This is a genomic window from Gammaproteobacteria bacterium (ex Lamellibrachia satsuma) (genome assembly GCA_019623805.1).
In the GTDB taxonomy this organism is placed as follows: Bacteria; Pseudomonadota; Gammaproteobacteria; order Chromatiales; family Chromatiaceae; genus QGON01.
Genome location: CP053680.1, coordinates 1112529 through 1129650 on the forward strand (window position 1 = coordinate 1112529; position 17122 = coordinate 1129650).

General features: G+C 55.0%; 15 protein-coding genes. 5 read left to right on the plus strand and 10 right to left on the minus strand.

Annotated features, from left to right (window positions below):
- The first annotated feature begins 37 nt into the window (after nucleotides 1-37).
- The 5 genes from HPY30_04665 to HPY30_04685 all read left to right on the plus strand — a co-directional run bounded on the left by HPY30_04665 (nucleotide 38) and on the right by HPY30_04685 (nucleotide 9269).
- The gene (locus tag HPY30_04665) at nucleotides 38-3370 is read left to right on the plus strand and encodes an efflux RND transporter permease subunit (protein ID QYZ65338.1); all 3333 of its coding nucleotides are present in this window, start codon (nucleotides 38-40) and stop codon (nucleotides 3368-3370) included.
- Between the two features lie 163 nt (nucleotides 3371-3533).
- The gene (locus HPY30_04670) at nucleotides 3534-4871 is read left to right on the plus strand and encodes a hypothetical protein (GenBank protein QYZ65339.1); all 1338 of its coding nucleotides are present in this window, start codon (nucleotides 3534-3536) and stop codon (nucleotides 4869-4871) included.
- Nucleotides 4868-5845 (plus strand): AAA domain-containing protein, encoded by a 978-nt coding sequence (locus HPY30_04675; GenBank protein QYZ65340.1) that lies wholly within the window; start codon nucleotides 4868-4870, stop codon nucleotides 5843-5845. The genes HPY30_04670 and HPY30_04675 overlap by 4 nt, the downstream gene beginning before the upstream one ends.
- Nucleotides 5842-6879, plus strand: coding sequence for a hypothetical protein (locus tag HPY30_04680; GenBank protein ID QYZ65341.1), 1038 nt, complete (start codon nucleotides 5842-5844; stop codon nucleotides 6877-6879). Before HPY30_04675 ends, HPY30_04680 begins: the two co-directional genes overlap by 4 nt.
- The gene (locus HPY30_04685; protein QYZ65342.1) at nucleotides 6876-9269 is read left to right on the plus strand and encodes an SUMF1/EgtB/PvdO family nonheme iron enzyme; all 2394 of its coding nucleotides are present in this window, start codon (nucleotides 6876-6878) and stop codon (nucleotides 9267-9269) included. Before HPY30_04680 ends, HPY30_04685 begins: the two co-directional genes overlap by 4 nt.
- 133 nt (nucleotides 9270-9402) lie before the next feature.
- On the opposite strand, the gene HPY30_04690 is transcribed toward HPY30_04685, so the two are convergent.
- The 10 genes from HPY30_04690 to HPY30_04735 all read right to left on the minus strand — a co-directional run bounded on the left by HPY30_04690 (nucleotide 9403) and on the right by HPY30_04735 (nucleotide 17114).
- Nucleotides 9403-10260: a formylglycine-generating enzyme family protein gene (locus HPY30_04690; protein QYZ65343.1), complete on the minus strand. Its 858-nt coding sequence runs from the start codon at nucleotides 10258-10260 to the stop codon at nucleotides 9403-9405.
- Nucleotides 10261-10295: 35 nt separating this feature from the next.
- Nucleotides 10296-11015 carry a cation:proton antiporter gene (locus HPY30_04695; protein ID QYZ65344.1) on the minus strand — a complete coding sequence of 240 codons (720 nt, stop codon included), beginning with the start codon at nucleotides 11013-11015 and terminating at the stop codon, nucleotides 10296-10298.
- Nucleotides 11015-11689: a hypothetical protein gene (locus tag HPY30_04700; protein QYZ67910.1), complete on the minus strand. Its 675-nt coding sequence runs from the start codon at nucleotides 11687-11689 to the stop codon at nucleotides 11015-11017. The genes HPY30_04695 and HPY30_04700 overlap by 1 nt, the downstream gene beginning before the upstream one ends.
- A gap of 225 nt (nucleotides 11690-11914) precedes the next feature.
- Nucleotides 11915-12115, minus strand: a complete 201-nt coding sequence (gene iscX / locus HPY30_04705) for a Fe-S cluster assembly protein IscX (GenBank protein QYZ65345.1) — start codon at nucleotides 12113-12115, stop codon at nucleotides 11915-11917.
- Nucleotides 12116-12126: 11 nt separating this feature from the next.
- Nucleotides 12127-12465, minus strand: coding sequence for an ISC system 2Fe-2S type ferredoxin (fdx, locus tag HPY30_04710; GenBank protein ID QYZ65346.1), 339 nt, complete (start codon nucleotides 12463-12465; stop codon nucleotides 12127-12129).
- Nucleotides 12466-12477: 12 nt separating this feature from the next.
- Nucleotides 12478-14349, minus strand: coding sequence for a Fe-S protein assembly chaperone HscA (hscA, locus tag HPY30_04715; protein ID QYZ65347.1), 1872 nt, complete (start codon nucleotides 14347-14349; stop codon nucleotides 12478-12480).
- A gap of 27 nt (nucleotides 14350-14376) precedes the next feature.
- Nucleotides 14377-14922, minus strand: coding sequence for a co-chaperone HscB (hscB, locus tag HPY30_04720; GenBank protein ID QYZ65348.1), 546 nt, complete (start codon nucleotides 14920-14922; stop codon nucleotides 14377-14379).
- Between the two features lie 196 nt (nucleotides 14923-15118).
- Entirely contained in the window at nucleotides 15119-15442 is a 324-nt protein-coding gene (gene iscA, locus HPY30_04725) for an iron-sulfur cluster assembly protein IscA (protein QYZ65349.1), read from the minus strand.
- A gap of 47 nt (nucleotides 15443-15489) precedes the next feature.
- Nucleotides 15490-15873, minus strand: a complete 384-nt coding sequence (gene iscU, locus HPY30_04730; protein QYZ65350.1) for a Fe-S cluster assembly scaffold IscU — start codon at nucleotides 15871-15873, stop codon at nucleotides 15490-15492.
- 26 nt (nucleotides 15874-15899) lie between these two features.
- Nucleotides 15900-17114 (minus strand): IscS subfamily cysteine desulfurase, encoded by a 1215-nt coding sequence (locus tag HPY30_04735; protein QYZ65351.1) that lies wholly within the window; start codon nucleotides 17112-17114, stop codon nucleotides 15900-15902.
- Nucleotides 17115-17122 lie beyond the last annotated feature (8 nt).

Genomic DNA, 17122 nt, shown 5'->3' on the forward strand with positions numbered 1-17122 from the left:
AGATAGTGCGTTTTTCGCAGTCTGTGGAAAGTCCTCAATGACAAAAAAAACATCACCCAGATTTCGATCGCGTCGACCGGCTCTTAACCATGCTGCGCTGCCCCATAAGGTTGAGCTGCCACTGGGTATGGCGGGTAATATCGCTCGCACATTCATCGACTCTCCCCTCTCCCCCCTGTTTCTGCTTGCCTGCCTCTTCATCGGTATCCTGGGCCTGATCTTCACGCCGCGGCAGGAGGATCCCGAGATCCTAGTGCCGATGATCGATATCTTCGTCAGTTATCCCGGCGCCTCCTCAGATCAGGTCGCCAGCCTGGCTACCGATCCACTTGAACGCATGATGAGCGAGATACCCGGTACCAAGCACATCTACTCAGCCAGCGAACGTGAACGGGCCATCGTCACCGTCCGATTCAAGGTCGGGGAGAAGCTCGGCCCCTCTATCGTCAAGGTGCATGACAAGATCCAGTCAAACCTCGACAAGATGCCCCCCGGCGTGGCGATGCCTCTAGTAAAACCCAAAGGCATCGATGACGTTCCGGTGGTTACCGTTACCCTCTGGTCTGAGGAGATGAGAGGCGTCGATCTGCGTGCCCTCGCCTTCGATGTGCTGCAGCGTCTGAAAGAGGTGCCCGATACGGGACAGGGTTTCGTGGTCGGCGGACAGGCGCGTCAGGTACGCATCGAGGTCCTGCCCGAACGGCTTGCGGGTCACGGCATCAGTATGGACTCGGTAGCCAATACGATCCGCACCGCCAACATCGAGCAGAGCTCCGGCTCGTTGGAGATCAGCGATACCCACTATAGAGTCACAGCCGGTCAATTTCTCAAAAATGCCGCTGATGTGGCAAAACTGGTGGTAGGCAGCCATTTCGGCAAACCCGTCTATGTCCATGATGTGGCGAATGTGTTCGATGACGCAGAAGAGACCCAACGCATGGTCAGCTTCATCAGTGGCACCGCCTTGCCCGATGAGGCAATCCACACTGAAGGCGCAGCCGCGGTCACCATCGCCGTTGCAAAAAAAGAGGGAACCAACGGTGTCGCCGTAGCTGATGCACTGCTGGATAAATTAGAGCGTCTCAAAGGTCGGCTGATCCCCACCAACGTCAACGCCGAGATCACACGCAACTACGGCAAGACCGCCAATGACAAGGTCAACGAACTGCTCATCGCCCTGCTTGAAGCCACCATCGCAGTGAGCATCCTCAGCTGGCTGCTGATCGGCCGTCGCCCGGCGATGGTAGTCATCACCATCATACCTGTGGTCATCCTGATCACCATCTGGTCATCCTGGGTAATGGGCTACACCATCAACCGGGTAAGCCTCTTTGCCTTGATCTTCTCCATTGGCATCCTGGTAGACGATGCCACTGTGGTGGTGGAGAACATCTTCCGACGCTGGCTGCACGACGATTCAACCAGTAAAGAGATCGCGATTGATGCAGTCCGTGAGGTGGGCAATCCCACGATCATCGCCACCCTGACAATCCTCTCCGCCCTGCTGCCGATGGGGTTCGTCAGCGGCATGATGGGGCCCTATATGTTTCCCATTCCCCTGTTCGGATCGGTGGCCATGATCTTCTCCCTCTTCGCCGCCTTTGTGTTCACCCCCTGGACCGCGCGTCTGATGCGACCCAAACTCGATGCTCTGAAGCGGGCGGAAGAGAAAGAACGCAAGATCCAGGCCGCCATCGGCAAGCTCTACCGGCATATCATTGAACCCCTGGTTCACAACCGGCATCTGGCAAAGATCTTCCTGATCAGCATAGTCATCGCCTTCTTCGCAGCCTGCTCCCTCTTCTATTTCAAAGCGGTGACGGTAAAGATGTTGCCGTTCGACAACAAACCGGAATTCAACGTCGTCATCAACATGCCGGAAGGCACCGCCCTGCCGGTCACTGCCAATGTGACCCAGCGGCTGGCCCGGCACCTGAAGGGCATCCCCGAGGTTACCGCTCTGCAGACTTATATCGGCACCGCCTCCCCGTTCAACTTCAACGGCATGGTACGCCACTACTATCTGCGTCAGGAACCCTGGCAGGCAGACATTCAGGTGATGCTGATCGACAAGGATGATCGAAAGCGCAGCAGCCACCAGATCGCCGAAGCGGCCCGGCGCCTGCTGACACCCTTTGCCCAGGAGTTAAACGCCCGCATTTCGGTGGTCGAGATGCCCCCCGGCCCACCAGTACTGCAGACCGTCGTGGCAGAAGTTTACGGTCCGGATGATCTCACCCGCAAGACCGTCTCAAAAGACCTGGTAGCGATGTTCGAGGCGGCCCCCAATCTGGTGGACGTCGACTCCTACATCGCCGATGACTATAAACGTTGGCACTTTGCTGTGGATACCGAAAAAGCCACCCGCCGTGGCGTGCAGGTGGAAACCATCACCCGCAACCTGGACATGGCCCTCGGCGGCTACAAACTGGGTGACGTGAAACGGGGACACGAACTGGAGCCGACCTATCTGGTCATACAGTTGCCGCTGGCCTCCCGCGCCGAACTGAACCGGCTGGCCAACCTGCCGATCGCCGGAGGAGAGGGCACGACCATTCCACTCTTCGAGCTGGGCAGATTTGAACTAATAGCGGAAGACCCGATCATCTACCACAAGGATCTGCGCCCCATGGAGTATGTGGTGGGCGAAATGGAGGGCAAACTCGGCGCACCACTCTACGGTATGCTCGCGGTGGAGGATCAACTCAAACAGTATGAGACGCCGGATGGGGTTCAGATCAGCGGTACCATGACGGGGCCACCGCAGGACGATGCTGTCTCCGGCTTTGAATGGAGCGGCGAGTGGATCATCACCTATGAAACCTTCCGCGACCTCGGGCTTGCCTTCGCTGCAGCACTGGTGTTGATCTATATCCTGCTGGTATGGGAGTTCGGTAACTTCATCCAGCCGGTGATCATCATGGCACCTATCCCGCTGACCCTGATCGGCATCATCCCCGGACACTGGCTGCTGGGCGCAGAATTCACCGCCACCTCCATGATCGGCTTTATCGCACTGGCCGGTATCGGTGTGCGCAAATCGATCCTGCTGGTGGACTTCGCCAAGAACGAGGTCCATCGTGGCGTAAGCATCAAAGAGGCGGTGATGATGGCAGGACAGATCCGTATGCGTCCGATCTGGGTAACCGATCTCACCATGATGGCCGGTGCCTTCGCCATCCTGTTCGACCCTATCTTCCAGGGTATGGCCATCTCGCTGCTGTTCGGCCCGATCATCGGTATTCCGATGACACTGGCAGTCATTCCGCTTGGGTGCATATCTGCAGGCAAGGCCTTCTGTGCTGTGGATGACCAAGAAGCAACCTGCTGTGATCTGCCGGAGACGGAGACTATCTTAGAGAAGGAGTAGTTTTTCAGATGGTGCCGGATCCGCTGCGCTTGATCCGGCCACTCACAAACCGTAAATAGAATTAGGATATGATTTAGAGTATATAAATCATAGCAACTGACTATGTTTAGTCAGGTTGTTCTGCACTCTATTCTCTTGAGGGATGCATGAGGGTAACTATCGGATGAGCAGACTCAAACTCTTCATCAGCCATAGCTCACGTCTCGATGACGTGGAGCAGGACCAGCTGGATGCAGACCACAACTGGCAGTTACTGAAAACAACCTGCAAGGCACTGAAAGATGCCTACGGTAAAAGCATCGATATTCTTGTCGACCAGGATGAAAAGGGCCTCTATCCAGGATGTGACTGGGAAAGACACCTCAATGAGTGGCTGGCCGAGTGCCATGCGGCAATCATCCTTTTCTCAAAACGCGCCGCTGAGACCTCACAATGGGTAAAGAAAGAGGCCACCATTCTGACATGGCGAAGAGAGATTGAAAGTAATTTCACGCTGATCCCGGTCATGTTGAAAGGGCAGGTAAAACAGGCAGATCTTGAACAGGATATCTGGAAGATCCTGCAGGTTGAAAAAAATCAATGCATACAGGATGCCGAAAACTCTGACGACATTGTCGATGGCGTAAAATTGGCACTTGGCGCACTCGGCGCAGTTAAGACGGATTTCCCGCAAACCCCATTTGAACGAGTTGAGACCCTCGTCACCAAACTCCTGAAAGAAGGAACCGACAAGCAAAACCTGACAGATGTCTGGAACAGCCTGGAGAAATGTGACATTAAACCTGAATGGAATCCGGATGAGATATCCCGGTTTTCCAATGCATTGGCACGATACATGTTGCGGGATTCGCAAACTTGTCTGCAGAACTTCTGGCACATCATCAACAAATTGAAACCCAACCCGGATAAAGCGCGCGCAAAGGAACTACTCAAGGCAATTCGTGCACTCTGGGTGGATGCCAAGGCAGCAGGACTTATTCCCATATCCCGCAAACAACAGGGAATGATCGCAATCAATGGCAATCTTTTGCTGGAAGTCTCGAAAGAGCTCAATACTAACCACTACACCCTCGACCGCTATCTGGAGCGCGCCTGGCCGGAAACCGATGGGATAAGAACCATTCCAGTCACAAGCACCGATATTGACGAGATACAAAAAGAGATCAGAAAGGAGTTCGGCATGCAAAACACTCCGATTCCTCCGGAGATTGTGGATCAGTTAATCAATGACTATTCTGACCCTCTGTTCGTCTATCTGCATTGCTCGATAGAAAGTGGGGGCATACCCGATCCACGAGTATTAAACAAATTCTCCAAGCTTAGAGATACCTACGAAAAGCTGGTTTTTATCTTCGGTACGGGAGAAAAACTGCCTGAAGAGACAAATACAAAGATACTTACTATCGCCCCGCCTCTGGACCTTACCCTGGAGGCCACGCAGTTTTTTTACGAAACACAGGCCAAAAAACTGCTGAATAAAAAATATGGAACCCCACCATGAAATACGATCCCCGCAAATTCGATCTACCCGAAAATTATATCTTCGAAGGAGAGGGTGAAATCGAGCCTTATCTGTTTTCAGAAGATATCGCCATCGCGGTGGACGTTGCATTCGCCACCGAGCGCCCGCTTTTAGTCTCAGGCAAACCCGGCAGTGGAAAGAGCCGTCTGGCAGAAGCTGTTGCAGCGCTGAAGAAGTGGCACTTTCTCAGTAAAACCATGACTTCCCGCACTCGTCTGGAGGAGCTCACCGTCGAACTGGACCACCTTCGGCGACTGCATGATGCCCACTCCGGCAACGGCGCTCAGAATGGCAAAAATTCAGCAATGAAACCGGACTGGGCCTACCACAACCCCGGCATCTTCTGGTGGGCGCTCAACCATGAATCGGCAAAATACCGTGGGGAGGGCCGTAAGGCAGAGACAGGAACAATGGGGCTGACCACCGACTTTCCCGGTACTTTCCGGGAACAGGAAAACAACACGCATCATACCGTGCTGTTGATCGATGAAATCGACAAGGCGGAACCCGACCTGCCGAATGACCTGCTGGAACCTTTGGACCGCAAAGCCTTCGGCCTGCCGGACGGCAGCAAAATCATGGCTAAAGATGGGGTAAGCATCCTCACAATCATCACCACAAACGGCGAGCGTGAACTGCCGCAAGCCTTTCTCCGCCGCTGCGTCAGCCTGAAACTCGAGGAGCCGAAAAAGAGGGACCTGATCAGGATCGCCCGAAAGCACTACCCGAACGCCGATGAAGCACGCATCACGACGATTGCCGAAAAGATGGAAAAATTCCGTGGAGAGGCCAAAAAATCGTTCCGGCGACCACCCAGCACCAGTGAGTTTCTTGATGCTGTGCGGGTCTGCGAAGATCTGGAGATTGCCATCGATGATAGCAAAGACTCCGTCTGGAAAAAGGTTGAAAACAGCGTACTGCTCAAGAAATCCAATGATAACGATCAGGCATGACTGACCCGAACGACCCCACTGAATCTCAACAACCGGCAGCACGCGGTGAGATTCACCTGGGTGACCTGCTGCTCGCCCTAAAAAATCTGCCCTGGAAAGATGACACCCAGGCAGCGGCAATTGCCCGTTCACTCGGTTTCTCATTGGAGGAACTGATCTCCAAAGAGATCACCCCCAACGCAATCTTCGACAACAGCCGCTTTTCCGAGCATCAAAAAACAGTTTCACCATCGCAGAATCAGCCGCCCGGCATCGGTGTACCACCACAATCCAAGCCCCCCGTTAAACTGCCCTCCATGCCCTTCGACAGTCCGCTCAAACCACTAGAAGCGCGGGCTGCACCGCAAATAGTTGAAACACCCGCGTGGCTGAATGAAAACAACACAACGCTGAACAGAGACGAAACGCCCCCCGTTCCGCTCCACCGCAAGTCACTCTTCTCCGACAATACCAACCGGGGCATTCTCTCCGCTGCGCTTGCCACCCGCCGCCCCGGTTATCAGATCGACGTTTTCAGACTGATTTACCACTTTGTTACCGGAAAAATCCCCCGCACCCTGCCGCGTCTGATGAGCAATACCCTGGAACGGGGCTGCCAACTGCTGCTCCACTACAGCGACGACATGGTGCCCTACTGGGAAGATCTGGCAGCACTCGCCACGCAAATAAATCATGTCATGGGTCAGGACCGGGTCGATCTCTACGAATTCAAGGGTCAGCCGGACAATGCCAAAACCTGGATGCCGCCCAAAACCTTCAAACAGTGGCAGCCGGTCAGCGGCATCCCCATCCTGGTCGCGACCGGGTTGGGCATAGACGGCAGTAAAAGAGAGAATAACATCGCGGAAGAGTGGCTCTCCTTCATGCGCAAATGCGAAGCTGCCGAAGCACCGCTACTGCTGCTGATACCCTGGCAACGGCAATACTGGCCGGAGAATCTCGGCGACTACCCCTACCTGATCCACTGGAACCCCCATACCTCAGCAGCGATGATCCGCCGTCTCATCGGCCCCGGCCACGGGGTAATATCATGACCTGGCTGCAACCCACCGGCCATGAAGAGTATCTGCTGCAGCGGGCCGAGGAAACCGAGCCTGACGTAGTGGAACTGGCAAAACTCCTCTCGCTGGTCACGCTGGTGGAACCGTTGCTGCTGAGAAACGTGCGCCGCCACTTCCTCCCCTCTTCTGAAACCGAGACAGAATCGCGACTCTGGTTCAGCAACCTGGTTTCCGTTCGCAGCACCCGGGGTTTCATCCTCCACCAGGGCGTAGCACGTCTGCTTGCCGATGAGTTGTTGGAAAAAGAAAAAAAACGGTTTCAAAAACTCTGGCGCTTCACACAGGATCACACCGCTCACTGGAAACCGTTGGAACGCCTTGAGCGCGACCTTCGCTGCTACACGGTGAAGGACGAGTTGGGTGAAGTACGCAAGAGATTACAGGACATCCTGCGTGACATCAGCAAGGAGCGGGATGAGGAAAAACGCCTCGACATGGCCCGTTGGGCCAAGAAGAACCTGCCACTGGTCGCAACTCATGAAAACGCGCTCGAGGAGAGCCACCTGCTAGCACAATACGCCGCCACCGCGCTGAGTGACACCGCAGACTGGTCGACCCTGAGCCAACCGCAGAGCCTTCCGACATGGTTGAAAAACCAGCTGCCCGAACCCTTTGCAAACACAAAGATCAGCCTGCAACTCCACTTTGACGACAAGATACAAACACTGGTACTCAACTGCCTCGAACCGACACTCGCGGATGCCACACTAGAACTGCAGGGACCACTTCCCGCACGGCTTCACATCCAACCAGAAGGACAAGCGGGCAAGTGGGAAGTTTTCAATATTGGCACCCGCATACGCCTGCCGGAACTCACCTCCCACATCTTAATCACCACCATCGACGGGCGGCAGTTTGAACTGGACGTGGAGAAACAACTCAAGAGCGCCATCTCAAGGAAGGGACAATCATCCAAAATTATCTATCTGGCACACGTTGATGCCGACACTACAGTGGCAGAAAAATTATCCGAATGGCTCGCTATGCAAAATATTCAGGTCGAGCCCCTACTGGAAAGACCTGGGGAGACCCCCATCGAAAGTGGTGAGAGCGCTCACAAAGTAATCCGTCTCTGGAGCGAATCGGCAAGCCAAGCCTGGGGTTCCATCAAGCAGGATTTCTCTCTCTCTCTTGCCCAGGCCCTGCTGCTGCGCACCGGCAATGCAGCATTTCTCAGCGGCATGAACAAACCCCAAAACCTCATCGACATGCCCGACCTGCTGCAAGACTTGGGCAACAATAAAATCGCCGCAAAGCTAAAGGACAGACTCGATCAGTGGCTCAGTGGGGCTGATGAACCACAGAATGAAATCGGATCCACAGAGACCGGCACTCAATACAACGAAGAGATCCAGGCACTGCTCGACGAGATCGACGATACTCTAACCCCGCCGAAGCGGCGACTTGAAATCGGCGACCTGCTGGCCAAACTTGGCGATCCCAGACCTGGTGTTGGCGTCTATGAGGCCACTATCAACATTCCGCCTGAAACAGAGAATACCAAGCCCAGGCAAAAAGCAGACTTCAACCCTGAAGTACAGAAACTGCTGGATGAACTGAATAACATCGAAACACCGTCAGAGCGCCGCCTCAAAATCGGCGATGAACTAGCAGAGCTGAGTGATCCCCGCCCGGGTGTCGGACTGGATGACGACAATCTGCCCGACATCGACTGGGTGGAGATACCGGCGGGAGAGTTTCTCTATGGCGAAGAGAAAGAGCGGCGCACCAGCGATCTTTTTTACATCAGTCGCTATCCAGTCACCAATGTCCAATACCGGGCATTCATCGTGGCAGGCGGGTATGAATCCGACAGGTGGTGGTACGATCTGGATAAGCCGCCGAAGCCAGAAAAATCCAAATGGGAGCACCACAATCGTCCCCGAACCAATGTGGACTGGTACGAAGCGATCGCCTTCAGCCGCTGGCTGGCAGAGATGCGGAATATGCCTATTCGTCTAGCCACTGAAGCAGAGTGGGAGAAGGCGGCAAGGGGAAGCGATGGTCGGGCGTTCCCCTGGGGTGAGGAGTACATCAACGGCTATGCCAATGTGGATGAATCGTCAATAAAAGGTAGATACTTAGAACAAACTACAATCGTGGGACTCTACCCACAGGGAGCATCTCCCTATGGGGTGATGGACATGACAGGCAATGTCTGGGAGTGGTGCCTAAACAAATACATCCAGCCGAACCTGATTGAGGCAGATAATAGCGGAGATGACCGCGTGCTGCGCGGCGGCTCATGGCTCTACGGACCGAACGACGCACGTGCCGACTACCGGGGCAGGGGCCACCCTGTTTATCGTCTCTACATCCGGGGTTTTCGTTTGTTGCTACCTGCCCCCATATCGGGCCGCTGATACCTGTCGCCAATAACCACCGCACTAACCCCCTCTCCCTGAGGGAGAGGGGGCGCTTTGTTTTAGACTCGTCCATGTCTTATTTTCTGTCAGCTACTTACAGTAACAATAAAATTGTGACCATTTACAAGTATCAGCGATTCAAAATAGAGGCCGACAGCAACAATCGAATCCCCCTACGATTAGCAATATTGGTTGGGTAGCGCCTACCACGGAGGGCGGCACGAGCAATGTCTGGACCATAGTTCCAGGCACCGCCACGCAGCACATAATCATTTCCACTGCTGTCAGCATCGATCCGGACCGAATGTTGATATTTATTCAGGCACCATTCCCAAACATTGCCCGCCATATCCTCTACACCATAGGGTGATGCGCCTTGAGGATAGAGCCCTACAGCAGATGTCTGCTTCAAATACACACCATCTTCTAGACTTTCATCCACGTTAGCATAGCCGTTGATGTACTCCTCACCCCAGGGGAACGCCCGACCATCGCTTCCCCGCGCCGCTTTCTCCCACTCTTCTTCGTTGGGTAATCGAATCGACTGATTTAGCATCTCAGACAACCAGCGAGTGAAAGCAACCGCTTCATACCAGTTAACATTGATACGGGGGCGATTGGCGTGCTTCCATCGGGATTCTTTCGGCACGGGCTTTTCCAGACCCTCCCACCATTCGTCCGATTTATAGCCATCCGTGTCAATGAAAGTCTGATACTGAGCATTGGTGACCGGATAGCGACTGATCTGAAAACTGTCCAGGTAACGCGTTTCTCTCTCTTCTCCATAGAGAAACTCTCCCGCCGGTATCTCCACCCAGTCGATGTCAGGCAGAAGGATAGTGGCTTTCTGCCCTGCCTTATCGAAATTGTTTTCAGTTGTCTCCACTATTTCCATGCCACCATTGGACGTCACACGCTGTTGGGAATCAAGAGAGCTGCCGGATACGCTGCGCTTGATCCGGCCTACGTTCCTGTCGCCTGTCACCATTTATTTACTCACACATTTTGGATATTTTACCCAAGCTAGGCGCTTGTCTGCCCTGCCCCAGGGTGATCTTCAGCAACGGGGGCGTCACCAACGTCGTTGGTGATCACCATCAACACCACTGCTGAAAACGTGGCGGAATCGATCACTTTCAGACTAATACCGATGGAGGCGAAAACCAGTCCCACCTCGCCTCTCGACAGCATGCCGACACCTACCGCCAATCGCTTGCGTCCCTTCTCCAAAACCCCCAGCCCGGAGACGATCTTGCCGATTATGGCCACTAGAATCAGGCCAGTGGAGAGCAGTAACACATGCCAATCGAGGAAGGTTTCCAGTTTCACCTGTATCCCCATCAAGACAAAAAATATCGGCACCAGAATCGCCTCAAGCGGTGCAAAGAGCTCTTTGATGGAGTATTTGTGGCTCCGGTAATCACCCCAGGCCTTGAAGTGGCTGTCGAGCAGCAGCAGACCCGCAGCAAATGCCCCGACAATGGTGGCAAGACCCACCAGATTTGCCAGCCAGACCAGAGCCATGACGAAGACGAAGGGAATAAAGAGTTTCGCTTCCAACACATTCAACTGGTACAGGAACTTGATGAGCAGCCGGATGATGTAGGGTCCAAGATAGAGTACGCTGATGATGAACAGGGTGGCCAACAACATGATGCGGACGATCTCTTCCAGCTCGACGCTGCCGGTAACCACCATTCCGGAAACGATGGCCAACATCACCAGACCGAGTATATCGTCCATCACCGCAGCACCGACGATGATATGCCCTCACCGGAACGGCTCTGGCGCAGATCCTGCAGCACCCGTGCAGTAATGCCGATACTGGTGGCGCCCAGGGTCGCACCAAGAAACAGATGTTGTGCATGGGGCGCTTCCGGGATCAACATCCAGGTCACCAAAAAACCCAACCCAAAAGGAACCAGAACGCCGATGAAGGCGACCCGCAGGGAGTCGCCGCCCACCGAGCGCAACTCCGCCACACAGGTGTCCAGGCCGACATGGAACAGCAGGAATATGACGCCGTAACGTGAGAAGACATCCACCGCCTGAGCGACGGCAAGATACTCACTACCGTGGGGGCCACGAAGGATCTGCAGAAAAGATTCTCCGGCCTCAGGCCCCATCAATTTGTTGAGCGCCTCATCGACCGGTGTGCCGGACAAAATCAGTTTGGACAACTCGGTACAGCCGACTCCCTCTCGCAGGATCGCCATCAGGTCGAAACCGAGAAAGTAGAACAGATTACCCAGCAGCACGCCCATCACCAGCTCACCGAGCACAGAGGGTTGCTTCAGACGCCGGGCACCAAAACGCCCGAACAGCGCGGAGACAAGAATCAGGGTGACACCAAAGATAACCGGGGCGATGGGATCGCCATGGGAAACAATAGTGGATACGTCGGTAGCCTGATCCAGGCCCCGTCAACAAAATCCTGTCAGGAAGAGATGTTTAATATAATTCTAGTCCGCTTTTCGACAGGATTTGTTTTATTGGGGTTATGCGGATATTGCTGATGAGTGTAGGCCCTATCCGCTACGCTTGATCGGGCCTACACTCGTTTTTTAGGTGCTGTATCATCGGCGTGGCGAAGCGCCGCTCCTGCGCTCTGGCTGAACATTAGTCGGACCAAGAAGGCGAAATTACTCCCGCTCTTCGATCCATGCCATCTGAATAGCTTCGAGGATCTTTTCTCCGGAGTGATCCGGGTCATCATCGAACTCGTCCAAGGCCAAAACCCAATTGTGCAGGTCGACAAAATTGACCGTCTTGGGATCAACCTCGGGATGGGTTTCATCCAATTCGATGGCGATATCCAACACATCAATCCATTTCAGACTCATGGCATTTCCCCTCAGTGGTTCTCAGACACCATGTTGATGGTGTATTTCGGTATCTCGATGACCAGATCCTCATCCCCGACCACAGCCTGACAACTCAGGCGGGATTCCGGTTCCAGACCCCAGGCCTTGTCCAGCAGGTCCTCTTCATCCTCTTCCGCTTCTGTAAGAGAGTCGAAGCCTTCACGCAGGATGACGTGGCAGGTGGTGCAGGCGCAGGACTTTTCACAGGCGTGCTCGATCTCGATGCCATTCTGTTGGGCTGCGTCACAGATGGTGGTGCCCGGCTCGACATCGAACGCAGCCCCTTCCGGGCAGATATCTTCATGGGGCAGGAAAATCAGTTGCGGCATCGATTCACTCCTTTATTCAAATTCGTTGACTTTGTGACCGGCCATGGCTTCATGGATACTCTGATTCATACGGCGCTCGACATAAAATCCGCAGGCCTTTTCGATATCAGCAATGCCGTCCTTGATGGCATTGATGTCCTCCGACCGGGCGGTTTCACGCAGTGCCGCCAGGGCAGTATCAACAGTCCGGCGCTCTTCGTCATTGAGCAGGCGATCACCGTCGGTTGCCAGTGCCGCCTCCAACGCCTCGATGACCCGATCCGCGTCCACCTGCTGTTCCCGCAGATTTCTTGAGTCCATATCATCCTGGGCATGATCGATGGAGTCACGCAGCATGGTCTCGATCTCGCCATCGGTAAGTCCGTAGGAGGGTTTAACCTCGATACTCGCTTGCACCCCGCTGCTCTGTTCTTCGGCGGAGACGCTCAGCAGCCCGTCCGCATCCACCGCGAAGGTAACCCGGAAACGCGCGGCACCCGCCACCATCGGCGGTATGCCGCGCAGTTCGAAGCGGGCCAGAGAGCGGCAATCGCTGATCAGCTCCCGTTCACCCTGCACCACGTGGATGGCCATCGCGGTCTGTCCATCTTTAAAGGTGGTGAACTCCTGGGCGCGCCCCACCGGAATGGTGGTGTTGCGGGCGATGATCTTTTCCGACAGCCCACCCATGGTCTCCAGACCCAGGGAGAGCGGGATGACATCGAGCAGCAGCATCTCATCATCGGGTTTGTTGCCCGCCAGGATGTCGGCCTGAATCGCTGCACCCGCTGCAACCACCCGGTCGGGATCTATATCCACCAGGGGTTGAGTACCGAACAGATCGCCAACCCGCTCCCGCACCCTGCGCACCCGGGTGGAACCCCCCACCATCACGACCTCTTTGATCTCGTCGTTCTCAACCCCCGCATCCCGCATGGCGCGACGGCAGGCGATCAGGGTCTTTTTTATCAGCGGGTCGATCAATGCGTTGAATCGTTCCAGATCGAGTGAACCCTGCCAGCGGGAACCGTCCGGCAGTTCGATATCAAGCGGCACGGTATCCACTTCGCTGAGTCCCTCTTTGGCGCTACAGGCGTCCTGCATCAGGCGGCGCAATGTCATGTGGTCTGCATCATCCTGGATGCCGGCCTGGATCATAATCCACTCCGCCACGACCTGATCGAAATCGTCTCCACCCAGGGCGGAATCGCCCCCGGTGGACATCACCTCGAAGACGCCTTTGTTGAGCCGCAGAATCGAAACATCGAAGGTGCCGCCACCCAGATCATAGATAGCGTGCACACCCTCGGCACCCTTGTCGAGACCATAGGCCACCGCTGCTGCGGTCGGCTCATTGAGCAGGCGCAAGACCTTCAGCCCGGCCAGTTTCGCTGCGTCCTTGGTCGCCTGTCGCTGTGCATCGTCGAAATAGGCAGGCACGGTAATCACCACGCCGGCCAGATCACCACCGAGCGTCTGCTCGGCACGTTGCGCCAGGGTTTTCAGGATCTCGGCGGAGACCTCCACCGGGGTGACATCACCAACAACCGTGCGGATGCGCGGCACCGCTGTCTCAGTCTGAACAAATTCGTAAGGCAGACGGTTGCCGAGACTCTTGATATCCTCGACTCCCCGGCCGATAAGCCGTTTGGCAGAGGCGATAGTGTTCAACGGATCGGTCACTGCAGCAACGCGGGCCGCCTCACCGACAACAACACCGTTTTCACCAAACTGCACCACTGACGGCAGCAGATGACGGCCCAACTCGTCCGGCAGCGTCTCCGCCTTGCCGCTGCGCACACTGGCCACCAGCGAGTTGGTGGTACCCAAGTCGATACCTGCCGCCAACTTATGTTGGTGCGGGGCCTGAGCCTGACCGGGTTCTGCAATCTGCATCAATGCCATAATTCGTACGCTCTATGTAATGACGGATCAGAGCTCGTCTTCCAGATCCGCCGCCACCGATTCGACTTCGGTGCGCAGTTTCTGCAGAAAACGCATCTTGCGCAGGATCTCCCGCGCGTCTTCCAACTGGTCTGGGGTGGCACTCTCAAACTGCACCGCCATCTGCCCAACCAAAGTCTTGATCTGTTTGTTGATTCGGCCACGCAAGTCGAGCACGGCCTCGTAGGGATCATCCTGATTTCGTACCCCTTCCAGCTCTTCCCTCAGTTCCATCTGCTGCATCAGGAAGGCCATGTCGCTGGTGGTCTCTTTCTGGGCATCCATTTCGATGCCGTGCATGGTCAACAGATAGGTGGCCCTGGCAATGGGATCCTTGAGGGTTTCAAAGGCTTCGTTGATGCGGCTTGCGCCCTGCAACGAGAGGAGACGCTCCTGCTCGGAGGCGTTGGCGTAGCGGTCGGGATGGATGACCCGCTGCAAGTCCCGATATCGATCGGAGAGTGAATCAGCATCCACGATGAAGCCGACCGGCAGGCCAAAAAGCTCAAAATAGTTCTTCGAAAAATCCAGCATATCGAAAAAAACGGCTGTCCGGGGACAGCCGATTTATCACCTGTTGTTACGACCTTGAAAAAACAGTAGGTCGTGTTAGCGTTGCGTAACACGACAATAACGGCGTAAATTGTTGGGTTACGGCCAGAAAGAGGGCCTAACCCAGCCTACCCAAGAGGTTGTTGGTGCTTTGTGCTATAAGCCAGTGCCATTTGGGTCAGACCTGAAAACTCTCACCACAACCACACTCGCCCTTGGCATTCGGGTTGTTGAACTTGAAACCTTCGTTGAGTCCTTCCTTGGTGTAATCGATCTCAGTGCCGTCAAGATAGACAAGGCTTTTGGGGTCAATAATAACTTTTACACCCAAGTCTTCGAATACCTGGTCATCCTCGTCCAGTTCATCGGCGAACTCCATCTCGTATGCCATACCGGAGCATCCTGAGGTACGCACCGCCAAGCGGATGCCGATCCCCTTGCCCCGGTTCGAAAGGAACTGTTGCACATGTTTTGCAGCAGCTTCAGTGATCGTAATCGCCATTTAACTTCTCCAGAACCGAATCTGTAACTTCGATTCTACAATGGATATCAATCTGTATTCTTTTCAGCATAGTCCTGGATCGCCGCCTTGATGGCATCTTCCGCCAGTACGGAGCAGTGAACCTTGACCGGGGGCAGAGCCAACTCTTCAGCGATCTCGGAGTTCTTGATCTGCTGTGCCTCTTCCAGGGTCTTGCCCTTCACCCACTCGGTGAGCAGACTGCTGGAGGCGATTGCGGAACCGCAGCCGTAGGTTTTGAAACGTGCGTCTTCAATCACACCGTCATCACCCACCTTGATCTGCAGGCGCATCACGTCACCACAGGCGGGCGCACCCACCATGCCGGTGCCGACACTCTTCTCTTCTTTGTCGAACGCACCTACGTTACGGGGGTTCTCGTAGTGGTCGAGTACTTTATCACTGTATGCCATAACCTTAACCTCTTAAAACTGCTCGCTCAGTGCGCCGCCCACTGAATCGATTTCAGATCGATACCATCTTTGAACATCTCCCACAAAGGCGAGAGTTCACGCAATCGATCGACCTCGGTACGGATCTTCTCTACCGCATAATCCACATCTTCCGCCGTACTGAAACGGCCGATGGAAAATCGAATCGAGCTGTGGGCCAATTCGTCTTCCCGCCCCAACGCACGCAGGACGTAGCTGGGTTCGAGACTGGCGGAGGTACAGGCGGAACCGGATGAGACCGCCAGATCCTTCAACGCCATAATCAGGGATTCACCTTCGACGAAGGCAAAACTCACATTCAGGTTGCCGGCGACGCGCTGCTCCTCATCGCCGTTGAGGTAGACCTCTTCCATGTCCTTGAAACCGTCCCAGAGGCGTTGACGCAGCCCGAGCAGACGCTCGTTTTCCATCGCCATCTCTTCACCGGCAATACGAAAGGCTTCGCCCATGCCGACGATCTGATGGGTCGCCAGGGTGCCGGAGCGCATGCCGCGTTCATGACCGCCACCATGCATCTGGGCTTCCAGGCGTACGCGGGGTTTGCGCCGCACGTAGAGGGCGCCGATGCCTTTCGGGCCGTAGATCTTATGTGCGGAGAAGGACATCAGATCCACTTTCAGCGCCGCCAGATCGATCGGCACCTTGCCGGCGCTCTGTGCAGCATCCACATGGAAGAGGATCTTGCGTGCACGGGTCATCTCGCCGATTGAGGCAATATCCTGGATCACACCCACTTCGTTATTGACGTGCATAATGGAGACGAGAATAGTGTCGTCACGCAGCGCCGCTTCAAGTTTCCCCAAGTCAATCAGACCACTGGGTTCCGGATCGAGATAGGTGATCTCAAATCCCTCACGTTCCAGTTGGCGACAGGTATCCAGCACCGCCTTGTGTTCCGTCTTGCAGGTAATAATGTGCTTGCCGCGTTTCTTGTAGAAATGCGCTACACCCTTGATCGCAAGATTATCTGATTCGGTGGCACCGGAGGTCCAGACAATCTCTTTCGGATCGGCATTGATCAGATCCGCCACCTGCTTGCGCGCCAGGGTCACTGCCTCATCCGCGCTCCAACCGAAAGGGTGGGAACGGGATGCAGGATTGCCGAATTTTCCGTCGGGGGTGAGGTAACTGCACATCAACTCCGCAACGCGGGGATCCACCGGCGTGGTCGCCGAGTAATCCATATAGATCGGTAGCTTCATCTTTTGAC